Origin of the sequence: Furfurilactobacillus curtus, from assembly GCF_045862785.1 — a bacterium.
Classification (GTDB): Bacteria; Bacillota; Bacilli; order Lactobacillales; family Lactobacillaceae; genus Furfurilactobacillus; species Furfurilactobacillus curtus.
Genome location: NZ_BQXO01000001.1, coordinates 566,320 through 580,967, shown reverse-complemented (window position 1 = coordinate 580,967; position 14,648 = coordinate 566,320). Strand labels below are relative to the sequence as shown.

Genomic DNA, 14,648 nt, shown 5'->3' with positions numbered 1-14,648 from the left:
GAGCGATTTCAGTGAAACAAATCACGACGTATCAGAATCAAAAGGTGTTGGTGTTGGGCTTGGCTAAAAGTGGCGAACAGGCCGCTCGACTCCTTAAAAAGCTAGGCGCTTTGGTTACTGCTAACGACGCCAAGCCATTTGACGATAATCCGGCGGCCAAATCGTTAGTTGACGCAGGTATTCGCGTCATTGCGGGCAGTAACCCATTGTCGTTACTTGATGAAGATTTCGCGTTGATTGTTAAAAATCCAGGAATTCCCTACGATAATTCTTTAATTAAAGCTGCCCAAGCAAGCAACATTCCGATCATTACGGAGGTTGAATTGGCCGCACAGGTCAATGAGGCGCTATTGATTGGCGTGACTGGGACAAATGGCAAGACTACGGTGACGACAATGATTACGCAGATGCTGAATCAGCATCGCACGCTCGGCCAAGCTAAGTTTGCCGGGAATATTGGTGTGCCGGCGACGGAGGTTGTGCAAACACTTGGTAAAGATGATGTGATGGTCACTGAATTATCGAGTTTTATGTTGGCCGGGATTAAGACCTTGCATCCACATATTGCGGTAATTACAAACATGTATACGGCACATACGGATTGGCATGGCAGTCGCGAGGCTTATGTGGCCGCTAAAATGAATATTACCAAGAACCAAACACCAGATGATTTTTTGATTATGAATTGGGATTTACCTGAGCAGCGTCAATTAGCTCAGCAAAGTCGTGCAACAGTTATTACTTTTTCACAAAAAGGCGCACCACAGACAGACGCTTATGTGGCCAATGATCAGTTAATGTGGCGAGGCGAGGTTATCATGCCGATTGATCAACTCGCCGTGCCTGGTGAACAAAACGTGGCCAATGCCTTAGCTGCGTTAGCAGCCGCTAAAATGGCCGGTACCAGTAATGCAGCCATTGCGGACGCACTTCGAGCCTTTACCGGTGTGCGACATCGGCTACAATATGTGATGACCTATCAACAACGACAGGTTTACAATGATTCAAAAGCCACCGATATTGAGGCAACACAGGTGGCGCTTCGAGGCTTTCAACAACCAGTCATTTTGTTAGCCGGTGGCCTAGATCGTGGATTTACATTTGATCGACTCGTACCAGATTTTAAGGCACATGTGAAAGCTGTCGTTTTATTTGGACAGACTCAAGCACTACTCGCCGATGTGGCCAAGCAGGCCGGTATTCAAACGATTCGTTTCGCCAAGGACGCGCCTGCCGCAGTGCCTATGGCTTTTGAATTGAGTGAACCTGGAGATGTGATTCTCTTATCGCCAGCCAATGCGTCTTGGGATCAATTTCCTAGTTTTGAGGTCCGTGGTGACCAGTTTATTGATGCGGTAGAAGCCTATACCAACCAAAAGGAGCAACATGTATGAGACTTATGGTATCCGGAGGTGGCACGGGTGGGCATATTTACCCGGCGTTAGCCTTAATTGATGACTTAAAGCAACATGATCCTAAGGCAGCGATCTGTTATGTGGGCACTCAGCGCGGCTTGGAAAGCAAAATCGTCCCAGCCCGTGGCCTCCAATTTGAGACGATTAAATTACAAGGGTTTTCTCGTTCACTTAATTGGGCGGGATTGAAGACTAATGTTAAAACAGTTCAACTGTTTTTAGCGGGGGTCCGAGATGCCCGCCGGTTGATCAAAGATTTTCAACCGGATGTTGTTGTTGGTACGGGCGGTTACGTCAGTTCGGCGGTTTTATACGCGGCCAGTCGAATGCACATTCCCACGTTAATTCATGAACAGAATTCTGTCGTGGGGGTCACTAATAAATTTCTGTCTCGGTTTGTCGATCAGATTGCGATTGCGTTTGAAGACGCTCGGTCTCAATTTCCAGAACAAAAAGTGATTTTTACAGGTAATCCACGGGCACAACAAGTTGCGGAAGTTAAGAGTCACTTTAGTTGGTCTGAGTATGGTCTAGTTGATAACAAACCAACTTTATTGATTTTTGGGGGCAGTCAAGGGGCTCTGAAAATTAACGCGGTTAGTGTTGCTGCAATTCCAACATTTAACCAACGTGATTATCAAGTTGTTTTTGTTACTGGTCAAAAGCGTTATGAAGACGTTAAACAACAAATTGCCCAAGATCACATTGTACCAGGTGAAAATGTCGTCATTCGCCCATATATCAGCAACATGCCGGAGGTGTTACCTCAAGTTTCAGCGATCGTTGGGCGAGCTGGGGCAACTAGCCTAGCGGAAATCACTGCCTTGGGCCGACCCTCAATTCTGATTCCCAGTCCATATGTAACCAACGATCATCAGACTAAAAATGCACAGAGCTTGGTTAACCAAGGGGCTGCGGAGATGATTAGTGAAGCCCAGTTAACGGCACCACGGTTAATAGCAGTTGTCGACCAATTGATGAATGATCCAAAACGTCAGGCCCAAATGGCGATGGCTGCAAAGAAAATGGGCGTGCCTGATGCCGCTGATCAATTATTGGCCGTCGTGACAGATTTGGCACGCTCGCGTCAACCGTAATTAATGTGGTAAAAAATGGTTAGTTTCGGCAAAATGATTTCATTTAGTTGTGAAAGGAGGCGTCGGTTATCGCTAATCGTGTCATTAATCCCAACGATTCAAATAAACGCCGACGCTTTTTTTCTCGGCGTCATCAAGCTACCAATGATGAAAAAAAGGCCCCGATCAAGCCAATTCAGGCCCAGCCCCCAAAACCGCCGCGACCGGATGCAACTAATCGACATCGACGTCACTTGGTTGGGGGAGTTTTAGCAAGTTTAGTCATATTATTAGGTATCCTCAGCTCCCCGCTGTTTGCGATTCACAGTCTACAGGCCAAACCAACTCAGAATTTAAAGCGTGAACAGATTATAAAAGCGAGTGGGTTGCGAGTGGGGCAGCCATTATGGACGGTTTGGCATCACGATCAGCAATTGTCGAAGGTCGCCAACACCAACAATGATCTGATTAAACAGGTTACCGTGACCACGCACTGGTGGGATGTTCGCTTAGATGCTAAGGAATATTTGCAAGCAGGGAATTTGTTACGGAATGGGAAATATTACCAAGTAATTGAAAATGGCCGCATTTTAAAAACGCCCTTGACCCACCCCACAGCTGGTTATCCGGTCTATAGTGGCTTTAAACACGATGCCACATTTGCCTTAGTCATCCAACAGTACGCAGGTTTGTCGAAAGATATCAAGCGCGGAATTTCCGAAATTGATTTGTCACCAACTAAGGCTAATCCACAACGTTTACACTTATTTATGAATGACGGCAATGAGGTTTACGCTTCGCCTGCTTCGTTCAGAGCAAAGATGAAGTACTATCCAGAAATTGCTGCACAGATGAATGGGAAGGGGATCGTCAATCTTGAGGTCGGTGCTTATTCGTATCCATTTCCGCAACATAAATCAAAATCGAAAACAAAGCATGGAACGACCAATGATCATGTGCAAACGAGTCGATAAGGTAAAAATTTTGCCAAATTTGTTAAAACACCGTCACAACGCGGTGTTTTTTTATTTCGAGGTGCGAAAGCCGCGTTAAGTATGGTAAACTTTTGATAATTGGATGATGGGTGTTAGTCTCGTCATATCAACTAAAAAGAAATAAATTAAAATTTGAACTGATTAGGTAAAATCAGCTACTATGGGAGGTTCCGGTTTGATGGATAACGCGGAAATTTTTGTCGGCTTAGATATTGGAACCACCTCAATTAAAGTGATCGTTGCCGAAAAAAGTAACGGTGAGATGAATGTTATTGGGGCGGGGACACAGCCATCGCGGGGCCTCAGTCGTGGTGTAATTGTCGACATTGATCAGGCTGCCAGTGCGATTCGTGCAGCAGTGAATCAAGCTGAGCAAAAGGCCAATGTCCATATAGATTCTGTTATTTTAGGAATTCCAGCTAATCAACTGAAAATTGAGCCAGCATCTGGGATGGTTGCTGTTGCGGATGGCAATCAAGCGCGTGAGATTACGGATCGCGATGTTCAAAATGTTACCAATGCGGCTTTGCTACAGAGCTTACCGCCAGAGCGGGAAATCATTTCGATCGCGGCGGACGAATTTGTTGTCGATGGCTTTGATGAGATTCAGGATCCACGTGGTATGGTCGGGGTTCGTTTAGAAATGCATGGCACGCTTTACTCTGGTCCGAAAACCATTGTGCATAATGCTAAAAAAGCGGTGATGCAGGCTGGATTACACGTCGCCGATGTGACAGTTACGCCACTTGCACTGGGGCGAACCGTTTTAAATGATGGTGAACAAGACTTCGGTACGGTGGTTATTGATTTGGGTGGTGGTCAAACGACGGCTGCTGTCATTCACGATCACCAGTTGAAATATGCGACTGTCGATCAAGAGGGTGGCGATTTCATCACTAAGGACATCTCAGTGGTGTTGAACACCTCAATGAGTGATGCTGAGCGGCTTAAACGCGACTTTGGTTTTGCCAATGCAGACCAAGCTAATGAAGAAAATCAATTTCCAGTGACCGTTGTTGGTCAGCCTGAACCGGTATCGGTCAGTGAACATTACTTGGCTGAAATTATTGAAGCGCGGGTTCAACAGATTTTTGACACATTGCGAGCCTCATTGGATCAAGTGGGAGCCCTCTCATTACCAGGGGGCATTGTGTTAACTGGTGGCGTTGCAGCATTGCCAGGAATCGTAGAGTTGGCCGAAGATATTTTCGGTGTACGGGCTCGAATCTATGTCCCTGAGCAGATGGGACTGCGGCATCCGCAAAACGCAACGGCGTTGGCCTTGATTAAATATAGTGGTTTGCAAAATGAAACCCAGCGCTTAGTGAAGGATGCGTTGATGGGTGAATTTGTCCCACAAGCCGATGTGACGCCGGTTATTGATGAGCAAACGGCTCGTCGACAAGTGGCTCAAGCAACGCCTACAAATGATCAGACGAGTCAAACAACCGTATCATCGAAAGACAAGAAAAATCGTGTAAGTGGCCTACGGGACTTCTTTCGCAATTTCTTTGATTAAGCAAGTGGAGGAACCATAAATGGAAAATGCAGTGGAACAAGGCCAACCAGTTGGCGCAAAAATTAAGGTAATCGGAGTTGGTGGCGGTGGTAGCAATGCCGTGAACCGAATGATCGACGATAAAGTTTCTGGAGTGGACTTTATCGTGGCTAACACGGATGTGCAGGCTTTAAACGGTAGTAACGCGACGACTAAAATCCAGTTAGGACCTAAATTAACTCGTGGTTTGGGCGCTGGCTCTAATCCAGAAGTTGGTCAAAAGGCTGCTGAAGAAAGTGAAGATGCCTTAGCAGAAGCTTTATCTGGTGCAGATATGATCTTTGTGACCGCCGGCATGGGTGGTGGCACTGGAAACGGGGCTGCGCCAGTGGTAGCACGGATTGCCAAGGAGCAAGGTGCCCTCACGGTTGGTGTGGTGACCCGACCATTTACGTTTGAAGGACCACGGCGGGGGCGTTATGCCGCTGAAGGAATTGCAAACCTAAAAGAAAATGTTGATACGTTAATCATCATTGCCAATAACCGACTGTTGGAAATGGTTGATAAAAAGACGCCAATGATGGATGCCTTTAAGGAAGCCGATAATGTGTTACGTCAAGGGGTTCAAGGTATCTCGGACCTAATCACATCCCCTGGATTCGTGAACCTTGATTTTGCCGATGTTAAAACTGTGATGCAAGATCAAGGGACGGCACTCATGGGCATTGGGGCTGCTTCAGGTGAAAACCGCACGGCCGACGCGACCAAGGCAGCTATTTCTTCGCCATTATTAGAAGTTTCGATTGATGGAGCTGAACAAGTGCTGTTGAACATTACCGGGGGGCCTGATTTGTCCTTATTTGAAGCGCAAACTGCTTCTGATATTGTGGCACAGGCAGCCACAACTGATGTGAACATTATCTTTGGGACGTCCATTGATGAAAACTTAGGTGATGAAGTTCGGGTAACGGTTATTGCCACCGGAATCGATCATAAAAAAGCTGCGCGCCAAGCTGGACAAGCCAATGGACGGAATGTTTTTGAACCACAAGGCGGTCAACCAACCTCGGCCACTTCAGCGGCGCCTGCAGAATCAGCAGGCAATACCGATCCATTTGGCAATTGGGACATTACTCGTCAGCCAACGACAAATAATCGTCCTGCCAGTGAGGCTGACAGTGAGGAATTTGCTGGGGTGGAAAAAACTGATTTCGATGTCTTCAATGCCAATTCATCTGATGCTGCTGCAACTAATGAATCTGCTGAATCAGAGGCTGGTGGGATTGACTTACCACCATTTCTCCGACGTCGCCGACGTAATAATGATCGGTAAGCGGTCACGGAAATTAATTTTAGGATGAACGCGGTCACTCAGCAATCTGAGTGACTTTGTTGTTACCAGTGTGTAGACCGTAGTTAGACCCATCATCCGAGTTGGAAAGGAGCCCACATGGCATTTAGTTTTAGCAACTTTTTTGGGATGGAAGAGACAGATGCGACTGTCAATAATTCGACGGCCTCACAGTCGCCACGACCAACGAGTACTGGTGGTACGCGTCGACCAGCCAAAGTTGTCGACATGGCTGGCCGTTCAGCAATCGCCAACCACATCAGTTTATTTGAACCTCGAATTTATTCGGATGTTAAGGAAATCGCGCAACAGCTACTGGAAAGTCAGGCCGTGATCGTTAATTTTGATAAACTGGATGATCAATCCAGCCGGCGGATGGTCGATTTTTTGACGGGGGCAGTTTTTGCTATCAGCGGGGAAATCAAGCGAGTCGGTGACACGATTTTCCTATGTACTCCGAACAGTTTTGAGGTTTCTGGTGATTTAACAGCCCAATTTGATCAAAATGGGCATAATTTTTGAAAACACTATTGGACAATTAACTGAAATGGAGTCGAATTCGTGATTGCTTTATTATTTACCGTCCTTAATTGGGCCTTTGAGCTGTACACATTTGCTTTAATTGTGTATGTCTTAATGTCTTGGTTTCCAGGTGCGTATGGGACCAGCTTTGGTCGTTTTTTGGGTCGAATTTGCGGCCCCTACCTGCAACTGTTTGATTTTATTCCACCATTGGGTGGGATTAGTTTTGCGCCCACAGTTGCAATTTTGGTCCTGATTTTAGTTCAGTATGGGCTATTTGGGTTATTACAATCAGTTTTATCCGTTTTATAGTTGAGGTTAGGTGCATAGACCATGGTAGCAGACACACAAGTCATTCAACATTTTCGCCCAGAAGAGGCCAGCTTTATTAGCGAGGCCCAAACGTGGATTGCGACAGCAGGTAGTCAGTATCGGCCGTATCTCACTGGTTTCTTAAATCCGCGTCAACTATACATTTTGCAAACGTTAGTCAATGCTGAGGACGGATTGAAAATTCATGCTAACGGCGGCTATCCGAATGCAGAACAACAACGAGCGCTCATTTTTCCGGATTATTACACACCCCAAATTGATGATTTTGAGTTACAGTTATTGGAAATCATCTATCCAACCAAATTTGCTAAATTGCATCATTCTGACATCTTGGGTACACTAGCGAATCTTGGGATTGACACGAGTATTTTCGGTGATATTATCACGGATGGTGGCATTTGGCAGGTCATAGTGGCGGCCTCAATGACCGCGTTTTTTAAAACTCAAGTGGAACGGATTGGCAAAATTAAGGTTCATTTGAGTGAACGTTCGTTAACAGATGCTTTATTGCCACAAGTTGACTGGGAGCAGCTACCGGAATTGGTGACGTCATTACGTTTAGATACAGTCGTCGCTGCGGCCTTTAATCTTTCACGTAATCGGGCCAAGGGACTAGTCGAAGCAGGAAATGTGCGGTTAAATTGGATGACCAATACGCATGCTGATACTGTACTAGAGGCTGATGATATGATTTCGGTTCGGCACTTTGGTCGGGTTCGGTTGGATACATTAAATGGTAAAACTCGTAAAGATAAACTAAAAATCGACTTGTCAGTCGTGCGTCGTTAACTTATGCTTAGAGGTGTATGAAAACGTAAGTTAATTACGGATTTCGTTTCGGATGGAGGAAATCATTATGGCATTAAGCCCAATGGATATTCATAATAAGGAATTCACACGCAAGGGCCGCAACGGCTATGCCGCTCAGGAGGTTGATGACTTTCTGGACGAAGTGATTGCCAGCTATCAACAAGTCTTGAATCAAAATAAAGATCTGCAGGATCAACTGGATAAGGCGAACCATAATTTGAGCCAGTATGACGAGATGAAGAACTCGTTGAACCAATCAATTTTGGTCGCGCAAGAAGCTGCGGATAAGGTTAAGCAGGAAGCTAATAATCAGGCCACAAATGTATCTCGTGAAGCCCAACAACAGGCGCAAGCGGTGGTCGCTGAAGCCCAGGCGAAAGCGGGTCAGATTACTGCTGAAGCCGCCAATAATGCGACGCGGTTGAATAATGAAAGCAATGCACTTCGGGCTGAAACCAAGACCTTCCAGCAACGACTGGCGGCGATGGTCCAAGCACAATTAGATCTGGTTAATTCTGATGACTGGAACCAATTACTTGAACCAACTGGTCTGCAAAGTTATCCTGAATTGCAAGCGGCTATTAACCATAGTCAGCCGACTCATTTGGCGCCAAGCACACCAAGTGAACCAGAGACGCCTGCTGCTCAATCACAGACAGTGGTCATTTTCCCTGATAGTGATCAAGACAGCAACAATTCGGCGGCCAATGATTCGGCGCCGGATTCAGATGCGCCCCAAGCATAATGTCATTGTAGCCACTAAGAACAGCGATTAGCGGGTGTCCGTACAGCGAGCAACCATCTGGTGAGAGGTTAGCCGGCACCATCCGTATAATTGATCCTCTTAGTGTTAGTGTTGACTGAACTCTCAGTAGATGGGAAAGTAGGTGAACCCGGCTCCGACCGTTATCCGGACGATTAAGGAGTTTTGCTGCATTGAATGGCCGGATTTAGCCGACTGTCAAGGCGTTAGCGAAGCTTAAATTTAGGTGGTACCACGTTAACTCGTCCTGAACAGGGACGAGTTTTTTGTTGTTGCGATGAATTTTCAGTCATGATGTCATGAGGAAAGGAAGTTTGTGCATGCGGATTAAGGAAACGCTCAATTTAAATAAGACCGGTTTTCCGATGCGGGGAAATCTTCCCGTTACCGAGCAAGAACGGCAAAACGTCTGGGCAGAAAACAAAGTTTATGAACAACGTCAGAAGTTAAATGAAGGGAAACCCTCGTTTGTGCTGCATGATGGTCCGCCATATGCGAATGGCGATATTCATATTGGTCATGCTTTGAACAAAATTAGTAAAGATATTATCGTTCGTTTCAAGTCAATGAATGGTTTTCGGGCGCCTTACGTTCCTGGTTGGGACACGCATGGATTACCAACGGAACAAGCCTTGACCAACCAGGGTGTGGACCGAAAGTCGATGACGACGGCTCAATTTCGAGAATTATGTCGACAATTTGTTTTAAAGGAAATTGATAAGCAGCGAACTGGTTTTAAACGTCTGGGGGTCGCTGGTGATTGGGATCATCCATACATTACGTTGCAACCCGAATACGAGGCCGCGCAAGTGCGCGTCTTTGGTGAATTTGTTAAAAAGGGCTACATTTTCCGCGGCCAAAAGCCCGTCTATTGGTCATGGTCCTCAGAATCTGCATTAGCAGAGGCTGAAGTCGAGTATCATGATGTGGAGTCACCATCGATCTTCTTTGCGGAACAGGTTAAAGATGGTCACGGCTTGCTAGATAATGACACGTATTTTGTGGTCTGGACGACAACCCCATGGACGATTCCGGCCTCTGAAGGGATTACAGTCTCAGCTTCGTTTGACTACTCAGTCGTTCAGCCAGCTGGTGAAACGCGCAAATTCGTGGTGGCGACGCAATTAGTCAATGATGTGGCGGAAACACTTGGCTGGGAAAACGTGAAAACTTTACAGACGCTCAAGGGTAGCCAATTAGATCAGATGACGGCTAACCATCCATATTACGATCGTGAATTGATGGTCATGAACGGTGGCTTCGTTACTTTAGATGCTGGTTCTGGATTGGTCCACACGGCACCTGGTTTTGGGGAAGATGATTTCAATATTGGAACCAAGTATGGTTTACCAGTTTTTGCTCCCGTCGATGCGCAAGGCAAGATGACCGATGAAGCACCTGGCTTTGAAGGGGTCTTTTATGAGGATGCTAATCAGCTGAGCATGGATAAGTTAGCGGCTAATAACCTGTTGCTGAAGCATATTCCATACGTCCATAGTTATCCATTTGACTGGCGAACGAAAAAGCCAATTATTTTCCGGGCCACACCACAGTGGTTTGCCAGTGTTTCTTCGTTTAGAGATCAAATTCTAGATGCATTAGATGGTGTTAAATTCCAGCCAGAATGGGGCAAACGGCGGTTGTACAACATGATTAAGGATCGTGGTGACTGGGTCATCTCCCGTCAACGAGCTTGGGGGGTACCATTGCCAATCTTTTATGCTGAAGATGGTACGCCGATTATGACCGAAGAAACGATTAACCATGTTGCGGATTTGTTTGGCGAGCACGGTTCTAATTATTGGTTTGAGCATGATGCTAAAGAGTTGCTCCCGGCAGGATTCACATCACCACATTCACCTAATGGCGAATTCACGAAAGAAACTGACATTATGGATGTCTGGTTTGATTCTGGCTCTAGCCATCAGGCCGTTTTGGCTGCCCGACCAGAATTAACGTACCCTGCTGATCTTTATTTAGAGGGTTCTGACCAGTTCCGTGGTTGGTTTAACTCCAGCCTGATCACATCAGTGGCTGTTTCCGGACAAGCCCCATATCGAGGTGTGGTCAGTCAAGGATTTACTTTAGACAAAGATGGTAAAAAGATGAGTAAGTCCATCGGTAATACCATTGCCCCAGCAGACGTTGTCGATAAGATGGGGGCCGAGATTTTACGTCTGTGGGTGGCATCTGTCGATTCTTCTGCCGATGTCCGCGTGTCAATGGATAGCTTTAGTCAAATCTCCGAAAGCTACCGAAAATTACGTAATACCATGCGCTTCATGCTGGCGAACGTGACGGACTTTGACCCAGATCATAACGCGGTGCCGTATGCCGAATTAGCTGGTGCCGATCGCTATTTGCTTAGCCGTTTAAATGAACTTGTGGAAACGATCAAAGCAGATTACGATCGCTATGATTTCATTGCTGTTTACAAGGGTTTATTGGCTTTTGTAACCAATGATCTATCGGCCTTTTATCTGGATTTTGCCAAAGACATTCTTTATATTGACGCGGCTGATTCTCGGACAAGGCGCAGCATGCAAACAGTGTTGTATCAAGTACTAGTGCGGTTGACCAAATTAATGACGCCGATCTTGCCGCATACTAGTGAAGAAATCTGGGGCTTCTTGCATGAGTCAGAGCCTTTTGTGCAATTAGCTGAGATGCCAGCAGTAGAACCTGAATGGCAAGATGAGGCGCTAATTGGTCGTTGGGCAGATTTCATGGCCTTACGTAACGATGTCTTGAAATCCTTAGAGACAGCGCGGGATCAAAAGCTGATTGGCCGACCAATGGAAGCAGCCTTGACGTTATATGTCAGTGAGCATAACGAAAAGATGCTGGCCAATTTGCATAGTAACGTGGCTCAATTGTTGATTGTGTCGCAATTAGATATCAAGCCGTTGGAAGAAGCTACGAGCCAAGCAGATCAGTACGAAGATGTTGCTGTGGTTGTGGAACATGCTGATGGTGAGGTATGTCAACGGTGTCGGATGATTAAAAAAGATGTTGGCAGCGACGACGCTTATCCAATGTTGTGTGCGCGTTGTGCTCACATTGTGCGGACCGAATTCCCAGAGAGCATTAATGACGGACTGGAAAAGTAATCTGATGATGCGTTAAACCGAAGTTAAAAAAAATCCCTCATTTGCCGGTTTGTTCGGCAAATGAGGGATTTTTGAGTACAACCACGATTAGGATTCACTGATGCGCATGGCTGAGCGATGTTGTTCGACAAACGTTTTAGTATAGGCAGTCAAGTCAATGTCAAAAAAATCGGCAATGAAGAAGAGGTTACCCATGGAAACGTTCGTGCCGTTTTCATAACGCGACAACATACCGGCTGACAAATTTAATTGATACCGGTCGTTTAACGCCGCGGCTAACTGGCGTAATGTCAGGTGCTGTTTAAGCCGTTGTTCTCGAAGCATGTCGCTTAACAAGTCAGCCACCTCCAAAAATTCATTGATTATCTGAGTAATGTTTCCAGCGACATATGCATTATACCGACTCCTTTAAAAAACGCAAACGGGCGTGTAGTAAAAGGTTTTATTGGAATAAGTTTTACGAGCAGCCCATGCACTTGGAATACTAGTAGTACCAAGTTGTTATTCATTTATGTGCATAAAACGAGCGCCGCCTTATTATTAGGCTGAACAAAACTAATAGGTGTGGCCCAATCCGGTTACAACCGGTTGTTTTTAAAATAGACGCGCTATTTTTAAATTTTTTCAAAAGATCCTCAAATTGAAGCCGACGCGAATGATCATTAAACGGTTACGACTGGAAAAAAGTTGGGGTTTTGCCTATACTAAAACTCAAGTCACATGTGGAAAGAAGAACAACATGGCAAAGTTAACGGATGGCCGTGAACACGGCATCGTCAAAACATTTGATCAAGAGAAAGGCTTTGGCTTCATCGCAGTAGCAGGCAACCCAGATGTATTTGTCCATTTTTCAGCGATTGAAACACCAGGCTTTAAGACATTAACGCCGGGTGAAACAGTAGAATTTGTTGTTGTGGAAGGGACCCGTGGCCCGCAAGCTGCTAAGGTGACCAAAGTCGAAAATGGCGACCAGTAGGGCAGCCCAGCTACTTACTGTAAAAAATGAGGAGGATTGCAATGGATTTTGAAGAGACAGTCATTGGTGTCTCGCCTAAGTATCATGGGGCGATCATTGACGTTGAGAATCAAACCGTACAACTGCCAAACGGTGAAACGGCTCACCGAGATGTCGTGCACCATGCCGCGGCCGTGGCTATGTTAGCACTAACTGAAACAGGTAAGGGGCTGTTTGAGGAACAATGGCGTGCACCAATTGAACAAGTCACCATTGAAATTCCGGCAGGGAAACTTGACGATCGTGATCGAGATAATCCTGAAGCAGCGGCCATTCGTGAGCTTAATGAAGAGACTCGCTATGCAGCAGGTGCGATTGCCCAGGTCAGTCAATTTTACACATCAGTCGGGTTTAGCGACGAATTTATGACATTGTATCTCGCCACTAAATTAACACCGGTAACGACCGCCCTCCCACAAGATGCGGATGAAAATATTACCTTGCACGAATATACGTTAAGTGAAGCTAAACAACTTTTAACCGATGGCAAGATCGTGGATCAAAAGACCGTCACAGCAATCTACTATTGGCAACTATTAGATGCTGGTTTAGTCACACCGGGACAATCGTTAATTTAGAAAATTGCTTGACTCAAAGTCTTTACGAAGCAAGTGAACTGTTCAAAAAGCAAGAGGAGAGATAGATGAGTGAACAACCCCAAGACTCACAGGCGCCGTTGACTCGCGAGCAATATCGACAGCAAGAGACTAGGCAACCTACGTCAGAAACCAGCTCACTAAGTGGCGAGTCGCGGCAGGAAAAACGAGTCACGCGAGCGAAACGACGTTGGTGGCCCTTTGGTCAAAAAAATGCTGTCCCTCATGTAGCTAGCGAGGGGGAGCCTGAGGCACAGCGGGCCGCCACTCAGTCATTGACTGGGGAACAGAAGCGTCAGCGGCTCGCCCATCGTTTGAATGTTACGATTATGATATTAATTGGCTTGATTTTATTGGTTTACATCATTTTACGATTTGTCGGTTAGTTATCGGAAATTGGCAGACGAAACAAGAATTAAGAGGGAGTAATCGATTCATGAAATTTGGGATTTTATGTGCGATGGATGAAGAAATTAAGAGTTTGCTCGCGCATCTAACGGATCAACAAACGACCGCTATTGGTCAAGTTGACTTTTATACTGGCACGATCAGTGGGCATGATGTGGTGTTGGTTCGTTCTGGAATTGGTAAAGTAGCGGCCGGCTTGACAACCGCCTTGTTGATCACTAACTTCGGGGTTGATATCGTGATTAATAGCGGTTCAGCGGGGGGCATTGGAAGTGATTTAGCCGTTGGCGATGTTGTGATCGCTGATCAGACTGCCTATTGGGATGTTGACGCGACTGCGTTTGACTATGTTTATGGGCAATTGCCCCAGCAACCGGCTCGTTTTGATGCGTCAACGAAGTGGGGTACCGCGATTGAGGCGGCTGCCAAAGCAACCGGTTTGGCCACCAAGCGTGGCTTGATCGTGACAGGGGACTCCTTTGTGGCTAGTGAACAAACGATCAGCCAAATCAAACAGCATTTTCCAGAAGCTTTGAGCTGTGAGATGGAGGGGGCCGCAGTTGGTCAGGTCGCCCATCAATTTAATGTGGCTTACTTGGTTATTCGCGCTATGAGTGATACTGCGGATGGCAACGCAGGGGTCTCGTTTGACGAGTTTATTATTGAAGCTGGTCAAAAATCCGCCGCGATGCTGTTAAATTTTTTTGAGCACGTCTCGGCCAACTAGGCGTAACGTTATGCAAAAAATGTAGGAGG

General features: G+C 46.1%; 15 protein-coding genes. 14 read left to right on the top strand and 1 reads right to left on the bottom strand.

Annotation, left to right across the window (positions count from 1 at the left end; all coding sequences use genetic code 11):
- Nucleotides 1-11 precede the first annotated feature (11 nt).
- The 10 genes from murD (at nucleotide 12) to ileS (ending at nucleotide 11,873) form a co-directional block, all read left to right on the top strand.
- On the top strand, nucleotides 12-1,394 hold the full coding sequence (gene murD / locus ACKTR2_RS02970) for a UDP-N-acetylmuramoyl-L-alanine--D-glutamate ligase (RefSeq protein ID WP_407882539.1): 1,383 nt from the start codon (nucleotides 12-14) through the stop codon (nucleotides 1,392-1,394).
- Nucleotides 1,391-2,512: an undecaprenyldiphospho-muramoylpentapeptide beta-N-acetylglucosaminyltransferase gene (gene murG, locus ACKTR2_RS02965; RefSeq protein ID WP_407882538.1), complete on the top strand. Its 1,122-nt coding sequence runs from the start codon at nucleotides 1,391-1,393 to the stop codon at nucleotides 2,510-2,512. Before murD ends, murG begins: the two co-directional genes overlap by 4 nt.
- 371 nt (nucleotides 2,513-2,883) lie before the next feature.
- Nucleotides 2,884-3,465: a cell division protein FtsQ/DivIB gene (locus ACKTR2_RS02960; RefSeq protein ID WP_407882537.1), complete on the top strand. Its 582-nt coding sequence runs from the start codon at nucleotides 2,884-2,886 to the stop codon at nucleotides 3,463-3,465.
- A 199-nt stretch (nucleotides 3,466-3,664) separates the two neighbouring features.
- Nucleotides 3,665-5,005, top strand: coding sequence for a cell division protein FtsA (gene ftsA / locus ACKTR2_RS02955; protein WP_407882536.1), 1,341 nt, complete (start codon nucleotides 3,665-3,667; stop codon nucleotides 5,003-5,005).
- 19 nt (nucleotides 5,006-5,024) lie between these two features.
- Nucleotides 5,025-6,317, top strand: a complete 1,293-nt coding sequence (gene ftsZ, locus ACKTR2_RS02950) for a cell division protein FtsZ (protein WP_407882535.1) — start codon at nucleotides 5,025-5,027, stop codon at nucleotides 6,315-6,317.
- Nucleotides 6,318-6,434: 117 nt separating this feature from the next.
- Complete coding sequence (locus ACKTR2_RS02945; RefSeq protein WP_407882534.1) at nucleotides 6,435-6,857, top strand: cell division protein SepF; 423 nt, start codon at nucleotides 6,435-6,437, stop codon at nucleotides 6,855-6,857.
- A gap of 39 nt (nucleotides 6,858-6,896) precedes the next feature.
- The gene (locus ACKTR2_RS02940; RefSeq protein WP_407882533.1) at nucleotides 6,897-7,169 is read left to right on the top strand and encodes a YggT family protein; all 273 of its coding nucleotides are present in this window, start codon (nucleotides 6,897-6,899) and stop codon (nucleotides 7,167-7,169) included.
- Nucleotides 7,170-7,190: 21 nt separating this feature from the next.
- On the top strand, nucleotides 7,191-7,979 hold the full coding sequence (locus ACKTR2_RS02935; RefSeq protein ID WP_407882532.1) for a YlmH family RNA-binding protein: 789 nt from the start codon (nucleotides 7,191-7,193) through the stop codon (nucleotides 7,977-7,979).
- Nucleotides 7,980-8,046: 67 nt separating this feature from the next.
- Nucleotides 8,047-8,745: a DivIVA domain-containing protein gene (locus tag ACKTR2_RS02930; RefSeq protein WP_407882531.1), complete on the top strand. Its 699-nt coding sequence runs from the start codon at nucleotides 8,047-8,049 to the stop codon at nucleotides 8,743-8,745.
- 338 nt (nucleotides 8,746-9,083) lie between these two features.
- Entirely contained in the window at nucleotides 9,084-11,873 is a 2,790-nt protein-coding gene (ileS, locus tag ACKTR2_RS02925; RefSeq protein ID WP_407882530.1) for an isoleucine--tRNA ligase, read from the top strand.
- Between the two features lie 87 nt (nucleotides 11,874-11,960).
- Here ileS and ACKTR2_RS02920 read toward each other — a convergent pair whose 3' ends face one another.
- A complete protein-coding gene (locus ACKTR2_RS02920) occupies nucleotides 11,961-12,209 on the bottom strand; it encodes a helix-turn-helix domain-containing protein (RefSeq protein WP_407882529.1) in 249 nt (82 codons plus the stop codon).
- Between the two features lie 403 nt (nucleotides 12,210-12,612).
- On the opposite strand from ACKTR2_RS02920, the gene ACKTR2_RS02915 reads away from it, so the two are divergent.
- From ACKTR2_RS02915 to ACKTR2_RS02900, 4 genes are all read left to right on the top strand, one after another.
- The gene (locus ACKTR2_RS02915) at nucleotides 12,613-12,849 is read left to right on the top strand and encodes a cold shock domain-containing protein (RefSeq protein WP_407882528.1); all 237 of its coding nucleotides are present in this window, start codon (nucleotides 12,613-12,615) and stop codon (nucleotides 12,847-12,849) included.
- A 41-nt stretch (nucleotides 12,850-12,890) separates the two neighbouring features.
- Nucleotides 12,891-13,466: an NUDIX hydrolase gene (locus ACKTR2_RS02910; RefSeq protein ID WP_407882527.1), complete on the top strand. Its 576-nt coding sequence runs from the start codon at nucleotides 12,891-12,893 to the stop codon at nucleotides 13,464-13,466.
- 65 nt (nucleotides 13,467-13,531) lie between these two features.
- Nucleotides 13,532-13,870 (top strand): hypothetical protein, encoded by a 339-nt coding sequence (locus ACKTR2_RS02905; RefSeq protein WP_407882526.1) that lies wholly within the window; start codon nucleotides 13,532-13,534, stop codon nucleotides 13,868-13,870.
- Nucleotides 13,871-13,920: 50 nt separating this feature from the next.
- On the top strand, nucleotides 13,921-14,619 hold the full coding sequence (locus tag ACKTR2_RS02900) for a 5'-methylthioadenosine/adenosylhomocysteine nucleosidase (RefSeq protein ID WP_407882525.1): 699 nt from the start codon (nucleotides 13,921-13,923) through the stop codon (nucleotides 14,617-14,619).
- Nucleotides 14,620-14,648 lie beyond the last annotated feature (29 nt).